The sequence below is a fragment of the Seonamhaeicola sp. ML3 genome, assembly GCF_023273855.1.
In the GTDB taxonomy this organism is placed as follows: Bacteria; Bacteroidota; Bacteroidia; order Flavobacteriales; family Flavobacteriaceae; genus Seonamhaeicola.
In genome coordinates this window covers 1,654,678-1,675,899 of the sequence record NZ_CP096884.1, presented here as the reverse complement: position 1 = coordinate 1,675,899, position 21,222 = coordinate 1,654,678, and the positions used below count along the sequence as shown (strand labels likewise).

The 21,222-nt window shown below is 34.3% G+C and carries 25 protein-coding genes; 6 read left to right on the top strand and 19 right to left on the bottom strand.

Annotation, left to right across the window (positions count from 1 at the left end; translation table 11 throughout):
- Window positions 1-211: 211 nt before the first annotated feature.
- Genes arfB through M0214_RS07490 form a run of 7 tightly spaced genes read right to left on the bottom strand, consistent with a single transcriptional unit; the run spans window position 212 to window position 4,930 of the window.
- A complete protein-coding gene (arfB, locus tag M0214_RS07520; RefSeq protein ID WP_248724853.1) occupies window positions 212-619 on the bottom strand; it encodes an alternative ribosome rescue aminoacyl-tRNA hydrolase ArfB in 408 nt (135 codons plus the stop codon).
- Window positions 619-2,169, bottom strand: a complete 1,551-nt coding sequence (locus tag M0214_RS07515; RefSeq protein ID WP_248724852.1) for a DUF4301 family protein — start codon at window positions 2,167-2,169, stop codon at window positions 619-621. Before M0214_RS07515 ends, arfB begins: the two co-directional genes overlap by 1 nt.
- A complete protein-coding gene (locus tag M0214_RS07510; protein WP_248724851.1) occupies window positions 2,159-2,737 on the bottom strand; it encodes an AAA family ATPase in 579 nt (192 codons plus the stop codon). Before M0214_RS07510 ends, M0214_RS07515 begins: the two co-directional genes overlap by 11 nt.
- Complete coding sequence (pnuC, locus tag M0214_RS07505; RefSeq protein ID WP_248724850.1) at window positions 2,698-3,330, bottom strand: nicotinamide riboside transporter PnuC; 633 nt, start codon at window positions 3,328-3,330, stop codon at window positions 2,698-2,700. Before pnuC ends, M0214_RS07510 begins: the two co-directional genes overlap by 40 nt.
- On the bottom strand, window positions 3,314-3,574 hold the full coding sequence (locus M0214_RS07500; protein ID WP_248724849.1) for a thiamine-binding protein: 261 nt from the start codon (window positions 3,572-3,574) through the stop codon (window positions 3,314-3,316). Before M0214_RS07500 ends, pnuC begins: the two co-directional genes overlap by 17 nt.
- Before the next feature lie 3 nt (window positions 3,575-3,577).
- Window positions 3,578-4,303 carry a geranylgeranylglyceryl/heptaprenylglyceryl phosphate synthase gene (locus M0214_RS07495; RefSeq protein ID WP_248724848.1) on the bottom strand — a complete coding sequence of 242 codons (726 nt, stop codon included), beginning with the start codon at window positions 4,301-4,303 and terminating at the stop codon, window positions 3,578-3,580.
- Window positions 4,304-4,930 (bottom strand): 4'-phosphopantetheinyl transferase superfamily protein, encoded by a 627-nt coding sequence (locus M0214_RS07490; protein ID WP_248724847.1) that lies wholly within the window; start codon window positions 4,928-4,930, stop codon window positions 4,304-4,306.
- A 67-nt stretch (window positions 4,931-4,997) separates the two neighbouring features.
- Between M0214_RS07490 and ahcY the strand changes: the two genes are divergently transcribed.
- Window positions 4,998-6,314, top strand: coding sequence for an adenosylhomocysteinase (gene ahcY, locus M0214_RS07485; RefSeq protein ID WP_248724846.1), 1,317 nt, complete (start codon window positions 4,998-5,000; stop codon window positions 6,312-6,314).
- 98 nt (window positions 6,315-6,412) lie between these two features.
- Window positions 6,413-6,895 carry a very short patch repair endonuclease gene (locus M0214_RS07480; protein WP_256467958.1) on the top strand — a complete coding sequence of 161 codons (483 nt, stop codon included), beginning with the start codon at window positions 6,413-6,415 and terminating at the stop codon, window positions 6,893-6,895.
- Here M0214_RS07480 and M0214_RS07475 read toward each other — a convergent pair.
- Both M0214_RS07475 and M0214_RS07470 read right to left on the bottom strand, forming a co-directional pair.
- Window positions 6,882-7,109: a hypothetical protein gene (locus M0214_RS07475; protein WP_248724844.1), complete on the bottom strand. Its 228-nt coding sequence runs from the start codon at window positions 7,107-7,109 to the stop codon at window positions 6,882-6,884. The genes M0214_RS07480 and M0214_RS07475 overlap by 14 nt on opposite strands.
- A gap of 172 nt (window positions 7,110-7,281) precedes the next feature.
- Entirely contained in the window at window positions 7,282-7,560 is a 279-nt protein-coding gene (locus M0214_RS07470) for a hypothetical protein (protein WP_248724843.1), read from the bottom strand.
- Window positions 7,561-7,654: 94 nt separating this feature from the next.
- Here M0214_RS07470 and M0214_RS07465 point away from each other — a divergent pair, with 94 nt between their 5' ends.
- The gene (locus M0214_RS07465) at window positions 7,655-8,131 is read left to right on the top strand and encodes a DUF1569 domain-containing protein (RefSeq protein WP_248724842.1); all 477 of its coding nucleotides are present in this window, start codon (window positions 7,655-7,657) and stop codon (window positions 8,129-8,131) included.
- A 97-nt stretch (window positions 8,132-8,228) separates the two neighbouring features.
- Here the strand turns inward: M0214_RS07465 and M0214_RS07460 are convergent, their stop codons facing one another.
- The 6 genes from M0214_RS07460 to M0214_RS07435 form a co-directional block, all read right to left on the bottom strand.
- Window positions 8,229-9,236 (bottom strand): phytase, encoded by a 1,008-nt coding sequence (locus M0214_RS07460; protein ID WP_248724841.1) that lies wholly within the window; start codon window positions 9,234-9,236, stop codon window positions 8,229-8,231.
- Window positions 9,237-9,243: 7 nt separating this feature from the next.
- Entirely contained in the window at window positions 9,244-12,087 is a 2,844-nt protein-coding gene (locus M0214_RS07455; RefSeq protein ID WP_248724840.1) for a TonB-dependent receptor, read from the bottom strand.
- Window positions 12,088-12,307: 220 nt separating this feature from the next.
- Window positions 12,308-12,568, bottom strand: a complete 261-nt coding sequence (gene rpmA, locus M0214_RS07450) for a 50S ribosomal protein L27 (protein ID WP_148545509.1) — start codon at window positions 12,566-12,568, stop codon at window positions 12,308-12,310.
- A 25-nt stretch (window positions 12,569-12,593) separates the two neighbouring features.
- Entirely contained in the window at window positions 12,594-13,094 is a 501-nt protein-coding gene (gene rplU, locus M0214_RS07445; RefSeq protein WP_248724839.1) for a 50S ribosomal protein L21, read from the bottom strand.
- Window positions 13,095-13,191: 97 nt separating this feature from the next.
- Entirely contained in the window at window positions 13,192-13,644 is a 453-nt protein-coding gene (locus M0214_RS07440) for a DUF4199 domain-containing protein (RefSeq protein ID WP_248724838.1), read from the bottom strand.
- A gap of 169 nt (window positions 13,645-13,813) precedes the next feature.
- On the bottom strand, window positions 13,814-14,704 hold the full coding sequence (locus M0214_RS07435) for a DMT family transporter (RefSeq protein ID WP_248724837.1): 891 nt from the start codon (window positions 14,702-14,704) through the stop codon (window positions 13,814-13,816).
- A gap of 160 nt (window positions 14,705-14,864) precedes the next feature.
- On the opposite strand from M0214_RS07435, the gene M0214_RS07430 reads away from it, so the two are divergent.
- On the top strand, window positions 14,865-15,359 hold the full coding sequence (locus M0214_RS07430; RefSeq protein WP_248724836.1) for a heavy-metal-associated domain-containing protein: 495 nt from the start codon (window positions 14,865-14,867) through the stop codon (window positions 15,357-15,359).
- Between the two features lie 51 nt (window positions 15,360-15,410).
- On the opposite strand, the gene gldD is transcribed toward M0214_RS07430, so the two are convergent.
- The 4 genes from gldD to mutY are packed head-to-tail and all read right to left on the bottom strand — an operon-like array spanning window position 15,411 to window position 18,888.
- Window positions 15,411-15,989 (bottom strand): gliding motility lipoprotein GldD, encoded by a 579-nt coding sequence (gene gldD, locus M0214_RS07425; protein ID WP_248724835.1) that lies wholly within the window; start codon window positions 15,987-15,989, stop codon window positions 15,411-15,413.
- On the bottom strand, window positions 15,989-17,290 hold the full coding sequence (locus M0214_RS07420) for a gliding motility-associated protein GldE (RefSeq protein WP_248724834.1): 1,302 nt from the start codon (window positions 17,288-17,290) through the stop codon (window positions 15,989-15,991). The genes gldD and M0214_RS07420 overlap by 1 nt, the downstream gene beginning before the upstream one ends.
- A 51-nt stretch (window positions 17,291-17,341) precedes the next feature.
- A complete protein-coding gene (locus M0214_RS07415; protein WP_248724833.1) occupies window positions 17,342-17,791 on the bottom strand; it encodes a single-stranded DNA-binding protein in 450 nt (149 codons plus the stop codon).
- Window positions 17,792-17,823: 32 nt separating this feature from the next.
- Window positions 17,824-18,888 (bottom strand): A/G-specific adenine glycosylase, encoded by a 1,065-nt coding sequence (gene mutY / locus M0214_RS07410; RefSeq protein WP_248724832.1) that lies wholly within the window; start codon window positions 18,886-18,888, stop codon window positions 17,824-17,826.
- A 140-nt stretch (window positions 18,889-19,028) separates the two neighbouring features.
- Here mutY and M0214_RS07405 point away from each other — a divergent pair, with 140 nt between their 5' ends.
- Together M0214_RS07405 and M0214_RS07400 are read left to right on the top strand one after the other, a co-directional pair.
- Window positions 19,029-19,319, top strand: a complete 291-nt coding sequence (locus M0214_RS07405; protein ID WP_248724831.1) for an HU family DNA-binding protein — start codon at window positions 19,029-19,031, stop codon at window positions 19,317-19,319.
- Between the two features lie 314 nt (window positions 19,320-19,633).
- Window positions 19,634-21,178, top strand: coding sequence for a ribonuclease E/G (locus tag M0214_RS07400; protein ID WP_248724830.1), 1,545 nt, complete (start codon window positions 19,634-19,636; stop codon window positions 21,176-21,178).
- Window positions 21,179-21,222: the final 44 nt, after the last annotated feature.

The following is a 21,222-nucleotide window of genomic DNA, read 5'->3' as shown; positions in this document are numbered from 1 at the left end:
GCGTGCTTAAACTCATGGAAAAATGCAAAACATTTTTCTGCACTCGCTAAAAATGTCTATTGGACATTTTTTTGACGCTCGTTTCCTAAACAGCATTACCTGTTCTAGGTTCAATGGGTATGATCTCAGCCACTTATAGGCACCCCTTTTTGAGAACGGTGCAAATGTACAACCTATTCTTTATTAAAACAGAAGTTTCAGTATTTTTTTATTAGTCTAAATTTGGTCTCTTTCTGTTCGCCTTTTTTTCAGATTGTTTTCGCTTATTTTTTAAACGTTTCCGAATTACGGATTTTGGTATCTTGGTTGGCACCCTTCTTTTTGGAACAGTGAGCGCTATCTTTATTAAATTGAGAAAACGACCGATAACAATCTCTTTATTTCTATGTTGGCTTCTGGTCTCGTTACAGAATAAAATAAGTTTGTGGTCTTTGTTTAATCTAGATTGTAGTTTTGATTCAAGCCTTTTCTTTTGAAAACCTGAAAAGGCATTAGAGTTATATAAATCGAAGGTTAATTCAACTTTTGTAGCCACCTTATTTACATGTTGTCCTCCAGCTCCAGAACTTCTCGAAGCCTTAAAAGAAAGCTCCTTTAATACTGTTTCTTCATCAAACATTATTCGGATTGATGCGCAGGTTTAAGAAGATCGTTTACCGTTTTAACGGGATTGAAAGTCTCCAAAGGCACCTCTACAAATACCGAAATCCAGTCGGCCATACTTCCATTCCATAAACCAGGAAGTTCGAGCGCCTTAATGTCTGTGCCATTTTGAGTTTTCATAGTTATGAAGGCAGCATCATAATCTACATAATCTTTAAGATTGAACTTTGCGCCTTTATAGTCTCTAACCGCACATACCAAATCTGTTGGATTAAAATGAGTAGCCTTGTAAACAATACCTTGTTGGTCTTTATTTCTAAAGTCTATTTGAGCAAATTCAACAATCTGGAGTGAAATATTTCCATCGGCATCTTTCACCCAAAAAGGGCCGCCACCAGGTTGTCCTTCATTTTTTACCATACCACAAACCCTCATTGGCCTGTTTAATTTTGCATGTAAATACGCTTTTTTGTCCTCCAAGCTAAATTCATCAAAATCTCTATCTAAAACAATATTCAACCTATGGATCAAAAACAGAGCTATAATCTTAAAATCCTCTTCATTACATTCTTCTTCATCCAGCTTCTTTAAATATTCAAATACTTTTTCCTGAACGCTTAACAAAACACCGGCTAATAGTTTCTTGTATTCTGAAATAGCCACATTCTTATCAGACACTACGATATTATCAATATTCTTAATAAAGAGAAGATCATGATCTAATTCATCTAAATTCTCGAGAAGCGCTCCATGCCCAGCAGGCCTGAATAATATAGAATCGTCTTCATTTCTATAAATAGTGTTGCCTGTTGTAAGCGCAAGTGTTTCTGTCTCTTCTTTTTGGTAAGAATAGGACACGTTATACACAACACCTGTTTCCTTGGTAAGTTGTTCTTTTACCTTGCTAAACTCCGATTCAAAATACTTATGATGCTTTGGAGAAACTGTAAAATGGAGGTTCGCCGTTTTGTTTGAAGAAGCATAGATAGTAGCCTCTAAAAGATGTTCTCTAAAAGCAGATACAGGAGCGTCTCCATACTTATGAAAAGGAAGCAAGCCTTTTGGAAAAAAACTATAGTTTAAAGTATCGTTGCCCAACATGGCTTTAACAAATTCCAGGGCCTTATCACTTTCTGATAACCCTTCATAATCTGTATGGGTCTCTTTTAGCTTAGCTATTACCTCGTTGTAAAAAGGAAAAGTCTCAAGATTATTAAAAAAAGTTCCGACCAAATCATCACTTTGCCGTTTTATAAAACCTGAAATAGTTTCCTTTTTCGGATTGAAAGCTCCTAAAAACTGAAATAAAAACTTAAACATTCTTGTCGCTGCCCCAGAAGCAGGTACAAATTTCACAATAGATAAATCGTTTTGTTTGTTCTCATAAAGGCTGATATATTCGCTAGCTTCTTCTTCATTGAACTGTTCTATACCCCTACCAATAGTAGCTGCCGCTAGTAGTTTAGAATACGTCATTCCGTTTTTTAAACGCTCTACTTGGCTATTAACCTGATCGAACGTTATGCCTTTACCATGTATTTGTTGAATATCTTTTTCAGTGAACATTCTTTTTGTCTTTTATTAGCTTATCAATATGTTTTATAGCCTCTTCAAGGCGTTCTTTTTTATTTCCCTTTAACAAAACATAAGGTCTGTTTTGTTTTATTAACTCATTTTTAAATGCCTCGAACATTAGCATTCTTTCGTTTGGCTTATCCCTTAAATCATCGGCCTCCCAGGGGACATCAATATAGGTCAAAAAATATAAATCGTAAATGTTTTCTAATGCAAATTTTTCAATAAGCGGGTCACATGCACCCACATAATAGGCCTCGGAATATACTTTGGTTTCCAGTAAATCTGTATCACAAATTAAAACGGTATCTGTTTTTTTGGATAGCTCGTTTTCTAAACGCATTTGCCCCTCTGCAATCGGCAATAAATCATGGGGCTCGCACGTTTTTCTTTCATTATTCCACTTATCTTGAAGATACGCTCTGGCGTACTCTGGCACCCATACCGTATTGTAATGTCGGGCTAATTGTCTAGATAAAGTCGTTTTACCTGTAGATTCAGGGCCAAACAAAACAATTTTTATGCAATTAGAAGGTTCTTGTCTAAGGTTTTTTTCCATGCTAGATATCCAAAAATAGCTATTAATGTGAATCCTAAATATTGAAAACTGGTAAATGTAAATCCTTTATAGAAATAAAGCGGTACAGAAATGATATCTCCTACAATCCAATATATCCAATTTTCAATTTTCCGTTTTGCCATAAGCCACATTCCTACAAAGAAAATAGCAGTAGTAAACGTATCTACATAAGCCACCCAACTTGTCCACTTATCAAAACACTTATAAACTAAAAAAACAAACAACAACGTGACCAAGAATATATAAACACTCGTCATTTTCTCTTTGGAAGTAGTCCTAGAGATTGGAGTTACATGAGTTTCATCAACTTTCCTTGTCCAGATAAACCAACCATATACACTCATAATAAAATAATACGCGTTGATCATCATATCACCCAAAAGCTCCCACTTTAAAAGCAAGTACACAAAAATAACAGTACTTATCATTCCAGTTGGGAACACTAGAACATTATTTTGTTTTGAAAACCAAACTGATAAGAACCCGAAAACTACCGCCGTAATTTCCAGAACAACATCAACAGTTTGATAACCTGAATATTGACCAAAGAAAAAATCAAAAATGGGGTTCATATTCGAATCTGTCAGATTTTACGATTTTCATGTAAAGCAAACCCTTATCTATGAGTTCGAATGCTTCTTTAATTTCTTTGTTCAACACACTCATTACCTCATTGTACTCGCCGTAAACCTGTGTGCTCAAAGGGTTTTCTAAAACTTTTAAATTAGAAGCTCTTAAATTTTTTATAAATTGAATGATGGCAGGCTCAAAATCGTCTTGCAAAGGTGTTAATGTTAATTCCACTGATATTTTCATGCTTTACTTTTTTAATTCATCAAAAAATGAGTCGTCTTCCTCAAAAGCAGTTCCTATAACGACTAGGTCTGCTCCGTTTTTGTAGGCCAAATCTAATTGTTGCTTTGTTCGAATACCTCCTCCAACAATAATTGGTATATCTACATAAGCCTTAACGCTACTGATTATTTCTGGGGCAACAGCTATGTTAGCTCCACTTCCTGCCTCCAAATATATTAGTTTCATTCCCAAAAACTCACCTGCTTTGGCGGTATTGATAATATCTTGGGTATTTTCTTGAGGTAATGACTTAGTGGCTGTAACGCTTTCCACCGCTGTTTTTTTTCCGCCATCTATTAAAAGATAACCTGTGGGTATGATTTCTAAATCCATCTCCAGTAATCGAGGAATAGCCAGAACATGTTTCCCTATTAAATACTCGGGGTTTCTACCCGAGATTAATGATAAGTACAATAACGCATCTGCTTGATCTGAAATCTGATTGACATCTCCTGGAAATAAAACAATTGGAAGATGAGTATACTTTTTAACCTCTTTTACTAGGTTATCTGTAGCCTGAGCATTAACTCTACTTCCCCCAATAAACACATGTGTGGTAACAGACTGGTTAAGTTTAAGCATAAAACCAGAAAGCTGTTCTAGTTTCATTTTGTCGGGATCTATAAGAACTGCTAATAGCTTTTCTCCTTTTAGAATTGAAGACTCAATATTTTTGTAAATCGACTTCATCTAAGAAATAGCATAAGCACAAGAAAAACCTTCAAACTCTAAAAACTGGATGTTATATCGGCATTTCCTATTATTGTAATCTACCCACGCCTTAGTAGAACCATCAGAAATGTTAAAGGGTATCGTTAAACAATGGTTCTTAAAGCTTAAACCAGGTGTTGCAAAAAGTTTATACAACGATTCTTTTACGCACCAAACTAAGGTAAGTTTTCTTTTGTATTCTTCATCCTTTTCATCCAAATAGTCATCTTCGTAATCAATAAACTTATGTGCTATTATGGTAATCTTGTCTCTTTGTTTTTCAATATCTATGCCAACCAAATTGTCACTTACAATTACTGCCGAAAAGTTAAAAGAATGTGTTATGGAAATGTTTTTACCATCCTTTAAATGCGGCTTCCCGTTAGTATCATAGTATAAATCACTATCTGTATAGCCAAATTCCCGAAGTAGATGCCGCACACTTAAAAATCCTCGTCGGTGCAACTCGCTCTTCATGTTCTCCACACGTTCTCGACTAGAATCTGTTAAAGCTAAGGGCTCCATTAATTCTGCATAAGACTCTGAAATCTTCCAGATTTTTACACAAGTATCCTTATTTGGAAAAATAGATTTAAAAAGAGGCATTTAGTTTTATGAAAGTTATTCGTTATCTTTACAAAAAAATTCTTTAAAGACCCACAAATATAATAATATGAGTACAAAAACACTTACCTATGTCCCTAACAAAGTTAAAGATATCACTTTAGCGTCTTGGGGTAGAAAAGAAATTGAATTAGCAGAAGCTGAAATGCCAGGCTTAATGAGTCTTCGTGAAGAGTACAAAGACACGCAACCATTAAAAGGAGCACGTATAGCTGGCTGTTTACATATGACAATTCAAACCGCTGTATTAATCGAAACTTTACAAGCTCTTGGTGCTGATGTAACATGGAGTTCTTGTAATATTTTCTCAACACAAGATCATGCTGCGGCTGCTATTGCAGATGCTGGAACAGCAGTTTATGCCTGGAAAGACATGACTGAAGAAGAATTTGACTGGTGTATTGAACAAACCCTTTTCTTCGGAGAAGACAGGCAACCACTTAACATGATACTTGATGATGGTGGCGATTTAACAAATATGGTCTTGGACAAATACCCCGAACTCGTTCCTGGAATTAAAGGTTTAAGTGAAGAAACCACAACTGGTGTTCACCGTTTATACGAACGTGTTAAAAACGGAACACTACCACTTCCTGCTATCAATATTAATGACTCTGTAACCAAATCGAAATTCGATAACAAATACGGTTGTAAAGAAAGTGCCGTTGATGCGATTCGTCGTGCTACAGATGTTATGCTAGCTGGTAAACGTGTAGTAGTTTGCGGCTATGGTGATGTAGGTAAAGGTTCTGCAGCATCATTTCAAGGCGCAGGTAGTATCGTTACTATTACAGAGATTGATCCAATCTGTGCGCTTCAAGCTGCTATGGATGGTTTTGAAGTAAAGAAATTAGAAACTGTTATAGGTAATGCCGATATAGTTATTACTACTACTGGAAATAAAGACATTGTTAGAGGTGAGCATTTTGAGGCATTAAAAGACAAAGCCATTGTTTGTAATATTGGCCATTTTGACAATGAAATAGATATGGCTTGGCTTAACGAAAACTATGGAGACACCAAAGTTGAAATAAAACCTCAGGTTGACAAGTATACCTTAAACGGAAAAGATGTTATTGTTTTAGCCGAAGGACGTTTAGTAAACTTAGGTTGTGCCACTGGTCATCCAAGTTTTGTAATGAGTAACTCGTTCACAAACCAGACCTTGGCACAAATAGAACTTTGGAATAACTCTGAAGCCTATAACAATGAAGTGTACATGTTACCAAAACACTTAGATGAAAAAGTAGCAAAACTTCATTTAGCAAAAATTGGTGTAGAATTAACTGAGTTAACTGAAGAGCAAGCTGAATATATTGGCGTAACTGTTGCGGGCCCTTACAAACCTGAACATTACAGATATTAAATCTAGACTTCTTAGATTAATAGATTTTTAGAATATTTGAAAAATCCTGAGCTACTATGCTCGGGGTTTTTTATTCTGTATAATCATTATCTTTAAGCATGTCAACAAATTATGGACATGCCAAAATAAAAGTTCCTCGGTTTAACGAGGCCTCAGGTTTTTATACCACAAAAAAACGCTCCAAAATAATGAGCAGGATTAGGGGTAAAAACACAAAACCCGAAATGTTATTCCGAAGTGCTTTATGGGCTAAAGGTGTTCGTTATCGCGTAGACTCTAAATCACTACCTGGAAGACCTGATGTATCTATAAAGAAATACAAATTGGCTATATTCATTGACGGCGAGTATTGGCATGGATACAATTGGCAGGAACGAAAATCAAAAATAAAAACGAATCGCGATTTTTGGACTCCTAAAATTGAACGCAATATGCAACGAGACAAGGAAGTGAATCAGGAACTATTCGACTTAGGCTTTACTATTTTTAGATTTTGGGATAAAGACATAAAGGAAGAACTCGATAAATGTCTTAACGACATTATGGTGTATTTAGATTTAGCTGGTTTTAATACCCAGTAACTAATAACCTTCTCGCTCCGTTTATACCACATTTTTGATATTTGTGATAGGCTTGGGCCGCTCGCTCCCTAATTTCCAAATCAGTTTCATTCTTCAACCAACCATCAATAGCCCATTTTAAAGTATACGCTTCTGGGGACATCAATCCTGTTGACCATACTAAAGGATTGGCTTTAGTTTGTTTTAGGTAAGGCTTAAAATAACTTTTACTCACACAAGCTAAAATTATGGCGTTTCTTTTTGTGAAGATTTACAAGCCAAAATAAAAAGGCAAAAAAAAATATCGTTAAAGATTTATACATAAATCCTTAACGACTACAAATAAAATTTCGTGCTCAGCTAATCTAAATTCTTGCCAGAAAAAAGTATTTATATGAAATGATTAGTTAAACATCCTTAGGTTCGTATTCTCTTTCAAAATACCACCAAAGACTGGAATCTATTGAAGATTTCATTTTGTTGATATCTACATTTTCCTTTAAAAAAACTGTGAGATTCTCACCTACTCTATTGCGCTCTACACTCTTCCTTATCTCAATAGCATCTATTTCATTAAAATGTTCTAAGTGTTTTTTAATACGCTCATCTAAAGCGACATCTCCTAAAAATATCTTTATTGTTGCTTGGGTTGGAGAATTCCGTATTTCTGATCTAAATGGTAGCATAAGCATAAATTTTTAAGTCCAACATATTCCAAATTGCACATGCAATACTTTAAAGTTAATAAATTATTTTGAAATTATATTCCTAAATTTATGCATGACCGATACTAAAATTGAAAAATTACGCATCCACTTATCCCAAATGGAAGAATATATCCCCAAATTTGAAGTCATTAATAAATCTGTTTCCAAGGTTTCCGTAGGCTGGCAACTAGACCATTGTTTGAAGGTAATAAACGGCGTCATAAAAACCATGTCAAAATCAAATCCTCAGGAATACAAAAGAAACTTCAACTTAAGTAGAATGATTCTTTTTGGATTAAATTTCATTCCGAGAGGAAAAGCAAAATCACCAAAAGTGGTGTTGCCTCCAGAAACTATATTAAAACAAGATTTACTAAAACAATTGCTTAAGGCGAAAGACCTTTTAGAGGGTATAGAACAGCTACAGGACACAAACCATTTTAAACACTTAATCTTTGGTACACTTTCAAAAAAACAGACGCTTAGGTTTTTAGACCTTCATACTCATCATCACCTAAAAATAGTACGAGACATATTAGAGTTCCAATAATTTTTTTGAACTTACTATAAGGGAACAAAACCATTTAGCAAATAAAAAACCCTCTTCCATAACAGAAAAGGGCTTTTCAGATGTGTCAAAAATTAAATTACTCTATTAAATTGAGTTTCTTTAAATCATGGAAAAAGAATGTTTTATCGTTATTCATACTAACAAATAACCCATTAGGAAATTTATCCCCTAGAGGGCGTGTTGTAACATCACAGCCATCAGTTTCTGAGGTTCCCAGGTTAATCTCTTTTATAAAAGCATTCGTTTCTACATCGAAAATATTGAAGGTTCCAGCCTGTTGATTAGACACAATTAAAAAAGAACCATATTCATAATTTGCTATGGCTATTCCTTCTATATCCTCTTTAAAGTATTCACCGCCAAAACAATAAATTTCTTTATTCCCCATAGAGGGCTCAGCATGGTATTTCCGTATACAATATCCCTCATCTGAATAATAAACAATCCCCTTATTATTGTCTACGGCAATGGCTTCAATTTCTTTTTCACCACTAAATTCACCAAACTTTCTCACCAAATTGGCATGTACGCCCAAACTATCTGAAAATAGCTCATATTGATACAGATAGTCTGTTTTAGGACCTGTTTTTCTGCCAATAATTGCATAAAACTTGTTTGTACTTTCAGATTTATACAAAGCAATACCCATTGGTAAATTTGCATCGGGCATGTTAGCATCTTCAAATACTTTAAAACCACTATTATCTAAAGGTTTCATGTCTGGAACTGAAAACAATCGTATTTGCTGACGTTCCCTTTCTGTAAATGCCAATACATCAACCAATGTAGAATCGTTTAATCGAAACCCATATTCTAAATCAATATTATTTGGTCTTTTTAGGTTTCTGATGGTTTTCTCTTCAATTATTTTGCCTTCTAAATCGAATGCATAGATAGCGCCTTCAGTATTTTTATCTGTACCAAAAACGATGCTTTTAGAAGCATCGTTTGGGTTTATCCATATAGCAGGATCATCGGTATCATGTAATGTCTTTTCGGTTATTACATCGGGGGTAATTACCGGCAACGTTTTCGCACATGACACCATCATTAATCCAACTATAAAAAATATATTTTTTTGCATATATATTTTAGTTCTTTCTCTTGAATAAATCATACTTTAAACCAACAGACAATCTCTGGCTATAGTATTCCATTTGCATAGTTCTACTTTTCACACCTTGGAAATATCTTAAAGGCTGATCTGTAATATTATTCAAATCTACATACAAACGTAAATTATCACTAAATGCATAGGATGCATTTAAATCTAAAAACAATTGTTCATCGTAATATCTGTCTTCAAAAGCATTTCCTCCAATTTCATCAATGTATGCATCAGAGAAGTTTAATGACAAGCGTATATTTAATTTCTTACCACCATAAGAAAGCGAACCGTTAAACATATTTGGTGCTGTTCCTGGTAAATCTAAATCGGTGCGTTCGTCTCCATCTTCATTTCTTATACCATCGGCACTAGAGGTTAAATAGGTGTAGTTCAAGAATATACTGAAATTTTTAGCAAACCCAGGAAGGAAATCTAACTGGCGCTGAAAAGACACCTCTACACCTGTGATTGAAGCATCATCACCATTTTGAGGTTGAAACGCATCAAAACCAGTAGAGCTATCTGTGAACTGTGAGGTATAAATAAAATCTTCAATACTTTTATGGAATATACCACCAGATATTAAACCAACACTTTTAAAATAATGTTCGGCCATAAGATCAAAGTTCATAGATTTGGTAGCGCTTAATTCTGGGTTACCAATGCTTACCTCTTCATCTTCTCTTACTACATTTCTAAATGGTACTAAATCAATGTAATTTGGTCTTGCTAAGGTATTTGTCCATGCAAAGCGCAATACGGTATTATCTGTAACATTGTATTTAAAGTGCACCCCGGGTAAGACATTAACATAAGAGTTGTCATCTTTAATTTCGCCAGATGCATTTGGGTCGAAATCACCATCTTCATCAAAAACCACAAGGTTTCCAGTGGTTTCAATTTCTGTATTCTCTACACGTACACCGGCTAAAACAGATAACTTATCAGATAATTGCTGATTAAGCATAGCGTAACCCGCATATACATCTTCCTTTACAAGATAATTACCTGATAAAAACTCATCGACAATAGATTCACTCTCAAATAAGTTTGAATTCTGAAAATCTAAACTTCCTAAATACTCTGGATCAACATAAGCACCGGCAACATATTGACTTCCTGCTAAGAAATCTGCATCTGTTTTATCAACCAATGGTAATAATGCCAAATTATCGAAATTGCTGGTCTCTGGTGAAAACTCAAAAAAGTTATTATCTCTATCTTTTTCTTTAAAACGTAATCGACCACCAACTTTAATAAAACCTTCTTGCTCTTTTACAAGAGATAATGGTATTTGCAAATTTGCAAAGAAATTCCAGTCCTTCTCTTCTGTAAACTGATTTTCTTCTGTAATTTCCTTTAAGCTGTATCTGCTTAAAAGTGCATCGCTGGAATTTTCAGGAACAATTACAGGGAATCTGGTATTCGAAAAATCTGCACTAAAAGGTATTGGGTCGCCATCTACAGTTTCCTCTAATTCATACTCAATATAACGCTCGTTTAAACGCTCCTCGGAGGCACTTGCGTAAGACCCCATCCAGTCAAATTTAACTTTACCAAATAAATGCTCACCACCAAATGTATAGTTTTGCATACGTTGATCTTCTAAACGGGTGTTTTGATTTCTGTCATTATCAATACCACCTTTGGTTTGTCTTCTTATTTCGCCCTGAAAACCTGTGATAGTTTCTGTACCATCTTCAAAAATAGGTTCAATGGAGCGGTAGCGTAACCTGAAACGGTTCTCCCTATCGTCTCTCCAGTTGTACATGGTTTTCAAATACAGTTTATTATTTGGGTTAAAGGCGTAATCGAAATTAGCGGAAAAACTTCTTCTTACTCGCTGCACCAAATAAGTTCTGATATCTGATTCTTCAACAAAAGGATTAACCTCTATATCGTCTCCAGTAAGAGGGCTCTCAGCCTCGTTTACCCATTCAGCCTCTACATTATCTGAACCAAAATCGGTATCATTAAAAGAAGCAGAAAACATGTAACCAAATTTTCCATTATTAGTTCTGTCTCCCATCAAGAGAGAACCATTAACAATGCGTTTGTTCGTAATAAAATTTACTCCAGAACCAGCGGTGGCAGCTACCCTAAATCCATTTGGCGATGTTCTAGTTACTAAATTAACAGAACCTCCAAGTGCATCACCATCCATATCAGGTGTAACGGCTTTATTTACCTCTATCAATTGTATCATATCGGCAGGAATAAGATCCATTTGTATATTTCGGTTATCGCCTTCGGCGGAAGGAATACGACTTCCGTTTAAAGTTACCGAGTTTAATTGAGGTGCTAAACCACGAACAATAATGTTACGAGCTTCCCCTTGATCTACCTGCATAGTAATACCTGGAATACGTTTTACCGCATCACCGATATTAGCATCTGGGAATTTACCAATTTGATCTGTAGAAACGACATTGGTTATGTTTTGTTTGTTCTTTTGTGCATTTAAAGCTTTCGCTTGACCACTATTGTAACCATTAATTACTACCCCATCTAATTCTAAGGCTTTCGTTTCAATAATGATTTTAACATTTACAGTCTCCCCAGAATTTACTTGTACCTCTACCTCGCTATCGGAATAGCCGATATACATAACTTTAATAGTTTGCTTACCTGATGGTACGTCGATAAATAAAAAATTTCCGTCGGCGTCTGAGACAACACCTCTATCTAAGGATTCTATTAGAACATTTGCAAAAGGAACAGAGAGTCCTTTATCGTCAATAATAGTCCCCTGAACATTTCCATTTTGCGCTAATACCACAAAAGAAAACAGTAGGGTAAAAAGTGAAAACACGTATTGTTTTTTCATGATTAATTTAATTGTTAGTTATATCAAGCGAAATAACAAAACCACCTCTCCACTCACATTAATTAAGTTTTAAGATAATGTTATAAACAAATAGGAAAAAACACCGTATTTAAATTGTCTTAACATTAAGTACAACCTTTGGAAACATACTAAAGTTGTAAGTACAAAAAAACCCTTTCCGAATGGAAAGGGTTTTTTTATATTCTAACGCTAAATCTTTCTATGCCTCGAATGGAACTATAGAAACGTAAGATTTATTGTCTTTCTTTTTAGTGAATTTTACGATACCATCTACTTTGGCATGTAATGTATGATCTTTTGAAGAATATACGTTCTCACCTGGGTGGTGTGTATTTCCTCTTTGTCTTACGATAATATTACCTGCAATTGCAGCTTGACCACCAAAAATCTTAACACCTAAGCGTTTCGATTCTGATTCTCTACCGTTTTTCGAACTTCCGACTCCTTTTTTATGTGCCATTTTATTTCGATTTTATATTGTTAGACTAACTTAATGCAGCAATTAAATCGGCTTTTTTCATTGAAGAAATTCCAGCGATTCCTTTAGCTTTAGCTAATTCTTTTAATTCAGCTACAGTTAATTTACTTAAATCTTGAGTAGCTTCAGCGGGTTTAGCTTCGGCTTTTGGTGCCTCTTTTTTAACTTCTTTAGCTGGAGCAGCTTTTTTAGCTCCTGAAGCAACAATACTGTCAATTACTATTTCTGTTAAAGCTTGACGGTGACCATTTTTTACACGGTAACCTTTACGTCTTTTCTTTTTGAAGACGATTACTTTATCACCTTTAAGGTGCTTAACGACTTTTGCTCCAACTTGAGCGCCGTCTATAGCCGGGGCGCCAACAGTTACATTGTCACCATCTGCAACTAAAAGAACGTTATCGAAAGCTACTTTCTTTCCTTCTTCTGTTTGTAAACGGTTAACAAAAACTTTTTGGTCTTTTTCAACTTTAAATTGATGCCCTGCTATCTCTACAATTGCGTACATAGCGTAACGTTTTTATTAATTAAGTTTATTGAACAACACCTTTGAATCCCCAAAGGCGGGTGCAAATATACTGCTAATTAATTAAACTACAAACGTTTTAGGAATTTTGCGGAATATTTCTACTATTCTTAAAAAGCTGCATTACGGTTAGTGTCGCTACAACAGTTGTAGCCAAGCCCATAACAGCAACAATAAAGACTACCATGCCAATATCAACATTAAACCTGCCATTAAAAGTCTCCATAAGCAACCCTAAAAATCTGGGGTTAACCTCAGTTGCATACAGCAAAAAGAAAACTGTAAATAAAAGTGTAGCAACAAAGCCAGTTATTATACCTGTTTTAAAACCTTCGGTATATGAAAAAGATTCCATTAAATGCAGCTTATTCAATTTAACAGCTTCATAAACTCCAAAACCCGTTATAAAGGCATTAAAAAAACTAAATGCAGGATTTACGTGTTTATCAAACAATGCGAGAATTAAAAAATAAGCTATTAAAACGGCACTAGTAACTATACCAAACCTAATGGGAAGTGATAAATTTTTCATGAGCTGATACTTAATTTAGTTAATAATTACACGTAACCTTGCCTGATAAAAAATACTAATAAGTTCAAGGGGCAGCAATTATTTTCAGTACCAGTTTCCTCATTTAAAGGCTACTATGTTCTTAAATTTCGGAAAAAAAATCGAGAATTAATAATTTAGACAACGATAATTAAGAAGTTTGACCTCTTTTTTTATTGGCTAAATACACCCCAAAAAGAATAATTATTGTGGCTACACCTTGCCAAAAACCAAAACGCTCTCCATCTAAAAGCCCCCAAAACACAGCCACTAATGGCATTAAATAAGCAACCGAAGACGCAAAAACTGGAGTAGAAGCCTGTATTAGCTTATTAAACAAAACCTTTGCAACTGCAGTTCCGAAAAGCGATAAGAGTAACATATACAAAAGCGCAGGTCTTAACTGTTCATTTTCGAAAGTTTCAACCTTAAAAAATCCCGTAAAAAACAAAACTATAATTGCTGGAATTATAATAATGGTAAAATTACCGACGGCAATGGCTAAAGGGTTTACATTTTGCAAATAATGTTTTACAATATTTGTACTTGCAGCATACATAAAGGTTGAAATAATAACTAAAAAAGCATAAAAATAATTTTGATTGGGATTTAATGAAGCACCATTCATAATAAGCAAAATTGTTCCCATTAACCCAATAAGAACTCCCAAAACCTGTCTTTTAGTAGACTTTATTTTAAAGACAATAAAACCAATCATAATGGTGTTTAAGGGCACTAAAGAATTTAAAATAGAAGCAATGGCACTATCTATTTCAGTCTCTGCATAGGCAAATAAAAACGAAGGAAAAAAAGTCCCCAAAAACCCTGTAAGAACAATACCTTTCCATGCTATAGCAGTTTTTATTCCCTTAATTTTTTTAAACCCAATAATAAAAAGGAAAGCCCCTGTAAAGATGATTCTAACTGCTCCTAATTGCATGGGCGTAAGACCTAACAACCCCTTTTTTATAAGTATGAAAGAACTACCCCAAATCAAGGAAAGTATAATAAGATATATCCATTTAGGGTGAATTGACTTCATCTGCATGCTATTGTTTCACAAAATTCAGCTTTTTAATCCAATAAAACAGCTTTATTTACTAATTTTACCGAGTGTGAAGGTGTTAATTATTTCTTAAGCTGAAACCACCCTAATACACTTATTTTTAATTTTGATTTAATCTTAAAAGAATACCATAATTATGAAACCATTTAAATGCATACTAGCCGTTGCTCTTATTACATTATTTACTGTTAGTTGTAAAAACGAAGCTAAACCTGAAGTAAAAACTGTAGAAACAGCTTCTGATAGTGCTTCAGAAATAGACCCAAATGCAAATTACGCAAAGGCCGAATTCACCATTGAGGGGATGACTTGCGAAATGGGTTGCGCAAAAACCATTGAAAAGAAAATCGCTAAAATGGAAGGCGTTAAGTCTGCTAAAGTTGACTTTGGTGAGAAGTTAGCTATGGTTGAATATAACGACGCAAAAGTTACTCCTGCTTCTTTAGAGGAAACTGTTACTGGTGTTGCAGACATTTATAAGGTAACCGACATGAAGACTGTAGATGCATTCTCTTCTTCAGACAAAAAGTGCTCTGCAGAATGCAAAAAGAACTGCGCTAACAAAAATGCTGAAGACATGAAAGCCTGCTCAGAGAGCTGTAAAAAAGCTTGCGCTATGAAAGAGGCTTAAAAACCTATAAATATCTCTTTTACTGGAAAGCTTCTCTATTGAGGAGCTTTTTTATTCCCAAGATATAGATTCCATAAGATGTACGATATCCTTTTTAATATAATTTGCCGCTGGCAAAATGGAATCGTAATTGGGCCTGGCATTAAAGTACAACGAGCCTACTAAAAAATGATTCACACTATCGGTAACATAAAACTGTAACGGCGATGCTACATTACCCTTTACTTCAGAGAGCGTTCCATATACTTTTTTATTGGTATTCTCATAGGGCGTTACAGGTATCTCATCAGCTTTTTTTGTGTGCTCTAAAGTAAATTTTTGGGCATCTCTAATAAAATCCTCTAAGTTCTTTTCATTATCCTCTACCGCTTTATAAGTTAAAAAGACGGTCCCCTTTAACGCCGGATATTCAATATTAATACCATAACTCTCTGTGGCTGCATTCATTTGCTTGGTAAAAACTTTATTGGCCAATATATTAGTTTCAAAAGAGAAAGGAACATCAATATCTACGCTGATATATTGCGCTTCAGGGTATTGAAGATTTAAAAACGCCTTTGGTTTTGGCTTGTAATCTTCACCACATGCCACACATAAAACAACTATAAGAATGAATTGAAAACGTCTCATTAAGTGATTGTAAATTTTACAAGTTTAATCCGCTTTTTATCTAAAGCCTCAATTGTAAAAACGTAATTTTTGAAATTTATTTTACTATTTAACTTAGGAAAACTTCCTGAGATTTCTAATACAAAACCTGCAATAGTTTCGGCCTCTCCTTTATTCTCCTCAAAAAAGTCTTCATCTTCAATCTTCGTAATCCTGTAAATATCCTTCAGAGCGGTTTTACCTTCAAAAACATAATTGTTATCATCTAATTTAGAGTACTGTAAATCCTCATCATCAAACTCATCACTAATGTCACCAACAATTTCTTCAATAATATCTTCTAAAGAAATTAACCCTGAGGTACCACCATACTCATCGACCACAACAGCTAGGTGAACCTTCTTTTCTTGAAATTCCGCCATTAAATCGTCCAACTTTTTATTCTCTGGAACAAAAAATGGTTCCCTAATCAGTTTAACCCAGTTAAATTGTTTTTTATTAATGTGCGGAAGTAAATCTTTTACGTAAAGAATTCCTTTTATTTGATCAATATTATCTTCATATACTGGAATTCTGGAATAACCATTATCGATAATATCTGGCATAATCTCAGCATACTTCTGCTCGATATTTAAGGCAAAAATATCTATACGAGGCCTCATAACCTGTTTGGTATCGGTATTCCCAAAGGAAACAATTCCCTGTAAAATTTTATGTTCTTCCTTGGTAGTATCCTCTTCACTGGTAAGCTCTAACGCCTGAGATAATTGATCTACACTTAAGTTAGATTTACGCCTACCTAGTTTGTTATGAATAGCTAAGGTTACACTACGCATAGGCAGACTAATAGGAGAAAAAACAACATCTAAAACTTTTAGTGGGTAAGCCATAAAAATGGCAAACTTCACATTATTTCTACTGGCGTATATTTTTGGTAGAATTTCCCCAAATAATAGTATGAGAAATGTTATGACGACAACCTCTACAACAAACTTAACTTTTGGGTTTTCGATACCGCCAAACATAAAATCACCTAAATAGGCGAACAAGATAACCGTAGCAATGTTTATGAAATTATTAGCTACCAAAATTGTAGCTAATAATTTCTTTGGCTTTTCTAAAAGTGTAGATATAATCTGGAGGCGTTTAGATTCTTCTTCAAAACCGGCTTCTATATCATTTTTGGTTAACGAAAAAAAGGCGACCTCTGCTCCAGAGATTAATGCCGAACATATCAAAAGCACTAGCAATAGTGCAAAACTAGAAACAATCGACATATCGATTGTAGCCAAAAAAATTAAACTCGCGGGGTCAGGGTCCAAATGCTTTGGTTTAAGTTATACAAAAGCCCTTTGTTTGGGAATTCTCTAAAGTTAAAATGGCAGGTCATCGTTATCGTCTTGCTTTGGTTGATCAACCTGTTGGTTTTGATTAGCAACAGGTTCTTGAGGACTTACCGAAACCTGTGAATTCTGGCCACTTTCTTTTTTAGTGGTTAAAAAAGTGAAATCTGTGCATTGAATTTCTGTACTATAACGTTCATTACCTTTATCATCAAGCCATTTGCGTGTTTTTAAACGCCCCTCAATATACACCTTATCGCCTTTGCTTAAATACTTTTCACAAATTTCGGCTCCTTTGTTCCTAACAACAATATTATGCCACTCTGTATTTGATATTCTTTCATTTGTCTGCCTGTTGGTGTAGGTTTCGTTTGTTGCCAAAGGAAATCTTCCAACACATCCACCACCTTCAAAATAATGCATTTTTACTTCATCTCCTAAATGCCCTATCAGCATCACCTTATTTAATGTTCCCGACATAATTTATGTTTACAATGTGAATACAAAATTACTTAATTGTAACTCTTTTTTAAAATTAATAAAAAAAATGATTCGATAAAATTACCAATTAATATTGGTACTGGATATTGATGTATTTCAGTCACAAGAACACCTTTATTTTTGAGACTACTTAGATTTACTATCCAAAATTTAGTGTATAAATGCTGATGAGATAATTTGTGCACAATTATTTTCTCGTTATAAAGAGATAATTCGAACGGAATATCTTTTACAAGTTCATGATTACGTAAGTGTTCCTTAATACCATTATAACCTATTTCACTTTTGGTTTCAATTAAAGGAAACTGATAAAGGTTTTGCCAAATACCTTTACCTTCTCTTTGTTCTAAAATTGTTTTTCCATCTTCAGAAATAAAGACCAAAAAGTTGAAATATTTATTTTTTACCTTGGCTGCCTTAATCTTTACTGGCAATTCTCCTATTCTATTTTCACTATTAGCTACGCAAGAACTATTAAACGGACAAACTTCACAATCTGGATTTTTAGGCTTGCACTGCATAGCCCCAAATTCCATAATAGCTTGATTGAAATCGGCCGGGCGTTTTTTATCTATCAACTCTTGAGCTAAAGACTTAAACGCCTTTATCCCTTTGGTGGAATTAATTGGTGTATCTATACCATAATATCTCGATAAAACCCTAAACACATTTCCATCGACCACAGCAGTTTCTTCGTTAAAACAAATTGAAGCGATTGCACTTGCAGTATAATCGCCAACACCTTTTAGCTTTAACAACCCCTTATAGGTTTTAGGGAACTCATTATTTAATTCATTAGCCACATACTTAGCTGTAGTGTGTAGGTTTCTTGCTCTAGAATAATACCCTAAACCTTGCCAAAGCTTTAGTACTTTACTTTCATCGGCATTGGCCAACTGGGATACAGAAGGAAATTCTTTTAAAAACGCCTCGTAATAAGGCAACCCTTGTTTAACCTGTGTTTGCTGTAAAATAATTTCAGACAACCATATATGATATGGGTCTTTTGTTTGGCGCCAGGGAAGACTTCTCTTATTAACTGAGTACCAACGAATTAAAGTCTTTGAAAAATCCATTAATAGTTTTAACACAAAGCGCTAAAATAAACCTTTATAATCTTAAATTTTAATGAATTAGGTTTGAAATATTGAATATTAAATTCCTATATTTGCATCCCTTTAAAATATTATAACAGTAATTTAAATAAAAATTAAAAATGACGAAGGCTGATTTAGTAGCAAAGATTTCTGAGAAGCTAGGAATTGAAAAAGGAGATGTTCAAGCAACAGTTGAATCTTTCATGGAAGAAGTAAAGACTTCATTAGAGAGCGGCGATAATGTATACCTTAGAGGTTTTGGAAGTTTTATCATAAAAACAAGAGCAGAAAAAACTGGTAGAAACATTTCAAAAAACACTACTATAAAAATACCTGCACACAACATCCCAGCATTTAAGCCTGCAAAAGTTTTTGTTGAAGGGGTAAAATCTAACGTAGAAGTAAAGTAAAAACAAAATAAAGTATTAATCTTAAAAGACACTATTTATGCCAAGTGGTAAAAAACGCAAAAGACATAAGGTAGCGACGCACAAGCGTAAAAAACGTAGACGCGCTAATCGTCACAAAAAGAAAAAATAAATCAAAAAAGTAGTTAGGTTAACTACTTTTTTGGTTAAAAAACACAACGTTCATTGAAATGAGTTCCTAATTGAACTCCACGGGTAAAATCCTGTGATGATTACCTAAACGAAAGTTTAGATAATCTAAAATATTGTTTAATCCATCTGTTGCACAAAACGTGTAATGGATAAAAATTAACTACATGGATAAAGAATTGATTATTCGATCTAGTTCCGATGCTGTTGATTTTGCCTTACTAAAAGATGGAAAACTAATTGAGTTACAAAAGGATGAAGACGAGAACAATTTTTCTGTTGGTGATGTGTTTATAGCCAAAATAAGAAAAACAGTTCCGGGTTTAAATGCCGCATTTGTTAATGTAGGCTATGAAAAAGATGCATTTTTGCACTATCATGATTTAGGTCCAAAATTGCCTTCCCTTTTAAAATTCACAAAACGTGTAAGCACAGGTAAACTAAAAGATTTTTCTTTAAAAAATTTCCCATTTGAAAAAGATATTGATAAAGACGGCAAGATTGTCGACGCATTAAAATCTAATCAATCGGTATTAGTACAAATAGTAAAAGAACCCATATCTACAAAAGGTCCTAGAATAAGCTCAGAGCTTTCTATTGCCGGTAGATATATTGTTTTAGTGCCTTTTTCCAGTCGTATTTCTATTTCTCAAAAAATAGAAGACCGTGAAGAAAAAGACCGCTTAAAACGACTTGTAAAAAGTATTACACCACAAGGGTTTGGCGTTATTGTACGTACCGTAGCTAAAGGCAAAAAAGTAGCCGAACTAGATAAAGATTTACAGAATTTGCTTAGTCGTTGGACAGCAATGTGTAAAAAGTTACATAAAGCCCATCACCCCAGTAAAGTGTTAGGAGAAATGAATAAAGCCTCGTCTATTTTACGAGATATATTCAACGACACCTTTACTGGAATAACAGTAAACGATGAAGAGCTTTATTACCAAGTAAAAGATTATCTGCAAGAAATTGCACCAAAGAAAGAATCAATAGTTAAATTGTATCAGTCTAAAGTTCCAATTTTTGAAAAATTTGGTATTGAAAGACAAATTAAAACCTCTTTTGGAAGAACCGTTTCTATGGCCAAAGGTGCTTATTTAGTAATTGAGCACACCGAAGCATTACATGTTATTGATGTAAACAGCGGAAACCGTTCCAATAAAGCCAACAACCAAGAGGAAACTGCTTTAGAAGTAAATTTAATAGCTGCTACAGAAATGGCGCGCCAATTACGATTACGTGATATGGGAGGCATTATTGTTGTAGACTTTATTGACATGACCAAAGCCGAAAATAGGCAAAAGCTCTTTAACCATCTTCGTGATGAAATGAAAGATGATAGAGCTAAGCATAAAATTTTACCGCCAAGTAAATTTGGTTTGATACAAATAACAAGACAGCGTGTACGCCCAGAAATGAATATTAAAACCCGCGAGGAAAACCCCAACGGTATTAATGGTTCTGAGGTAGAAGCTCCAATAAGTTTGGTGCAAAAGATTACGCAAGACCTTGAAAGACTATTGAAAAAAGACTATAAAAAATTGACTTTAAACACACATCCTTTTATAGCAGCCTTTTTAACCAAAGGTTTTCCATCTATACGTTCAAAATGGTTTTTTGAACATAAAAAATGGGTGAAAATTTTACCAAGAGATGCTTACACATATTTAGAGTACCACTTTTTTGACAAAGATGGTAATCAAATTAAATAACTTAAAAAGCCTTACTAATTAATTTAGTAAGGCTTTTTTATTGG

What these genes read in the sequence shown, in the direction of transcription:
- arfB (WP_248724853.1), bottom strand. Translation starts at nt 619, where the DNA reads ATGTTTGATGAAGAAACAGTATTAAAGGAGCTTTCTTTTAAGGCTTCG.
- M0214_RS07515 (WP_248724852.1), bottom strand. Translation starts at nt 2,169, where the DNA reads ATGTTCACTGAAAAAGATATTCAACAAATACATGGTAAAGGCATAACG.
- M0214_RS07510 (WP_248724851.1), bottom strand. Translation starts at nt 2,737, where the DNA reads ATGGAAAAAAACCTTAGACAAGAACCTTCTAATTGCATAAAAATTGTT.
- pnuC (WP_248724850.1), bottom strand. Translation starts at nt 3,330, where the DNA reads ATGAACCCCATTTTTGATTTTTTCTTTGGTCAATATTCAGGTTATCAA.
- M0214_RS07500 (WP_248724849.1), bottom strand. Translation starts at nt 3,574, where the DNA reads ATGAAAATATCAGTGGAATTAACATTAACACCTTTGCAAGACGATTTT.
- M0214_RS07495 (WP_248724848.1), bottom strand. Translation starts at nt 4,303, where the DNA reads ATGAAGTCGATTTACAAAAATATTGAGTCTTCAATTCTAAAAGGAGAA.
- M0214_RS07490 (WP_248724847.1), bottom strand. Translation starts at nt 4,930, where the DNA reads ATGCCTCTTTTTAAATCTATTTTTCCAAATAAGGATACTTGTGTAAAA.
- ahcY (WP_248724846.1), top strand. Translation starts at nt 4,998, where the DNA reads ATGAGTACAAAAACACTTACCTATGTCCCTAACAAAGTTAAAGATATC.
- M0214_RS07480 (WP_256467958.1), top strand. Translation starts at nt 6,413, where the DNA reads ATGTCAACAAATTATGGACATGCCAAAATAAAAGTTCCTCGGTTTAAC.
- M0214_RS07470 (WP_248724843.1), bottom strand. Translation starts at nt 7,560, where the DNA reads ATGCTACCATTTAGATCAGAAATACGGAATTCTCCAACCCAAGCAACA.
- M0214_RS07465 (WP_248724842.1), top strand. Translation starts at nt 7,655, where the DNA reads ATGACCGATACTAAAATTGAAAAATTACGCATCCACTTATCCCAAATG.
- M0214_RS07460 (WP_248724841.1), bottom strand. Translation starts at nt 9,236, where the DNA reads ATGCAAAAAAATATATTTTTTATAGTTGGATTAATGATGGTGTCATGT.
- M0214_RS07455 (WP_248724840.1), bottom strand. Translation starts at nt 12,087, where the DNA reads ATGAAAAAACAATACGTGTTTTCACTTTTTACCCTACTGTTTTCTTTT.
- rpmA (WP_148545509.1), bottom strand. Translation starts at nt 12,568, where the DNA reads ATGGCACATAAAAAAGGAGTCGGAAGTTCGAAAAACGGTAGAGAATCA.
- rplU (WP_248724839.1), bottom strand. Translation starts at nt 13,094, where the DNA reads ATGTACGCAATTGTAGAGATAGCAGGGCATCAATTTAAAGTTGAAAAA.
- M0214_RS07440 (WP_248724838.1), bottom strand. Translation starts at nt 13,644, where the DNA reads ATGAAAAATTTATCACTTCCCATTAGGTTTGGTATAGTTACTAGTGCC.
- M0214_RS07435 (WP_248724837.1), bottom strand. Translation starts at nt 14,704, where the DNA reads ATGAAGTCAATTCACCCTAAATGGATATATCTTATTATACTTTCCTTG.
- M0214_RS07430 (WP_248724836.1), top strand. Translation starts at nt 14,865, where the DNA reads ATGAAACCATTTAAATGCATACTAGCCGTTGCTCTTATTACATTATTT.
- gldD (WP_248724835.1), bottom strand. Translation starts at nt 15,989, where the DNA reads ATGAGACGTTTTCAATTCATTCTTATAGTTGTTTTATGTGTGGCATGT.
- M0214_RS07415 (WP_248724833.1), bottom strand. Translation starts at nt 17,791, where the DNA reads ATGTCGGGAACATTAAATAAGGTGATGCTGATAGGGCATTTAGGAGAT.
- mutY (WP_248724832.1), bottom strand. Translation starts at nt 18,888, where the DNA reads ATGGATTTTTCAAAGACTTTAATTCGTTGGTACTCAGTTAATAAGAGA.
- M0214_RS07405 (WP_248724831.1), top strand. Translation starts at nt 19,029, where the DNA reads ATGACGAAGGCTGATTTAGTAGCAAAGATTTCTGAGAAGCTAGGAATT.
- M0214_RS07400 (WP_248724830.1), top strand. Translation starts at nt 19,634, where the DNA reads ATGGATAAAGAATTGATTATTCGATCTAGTTCCGATGCTGTTGATTTT.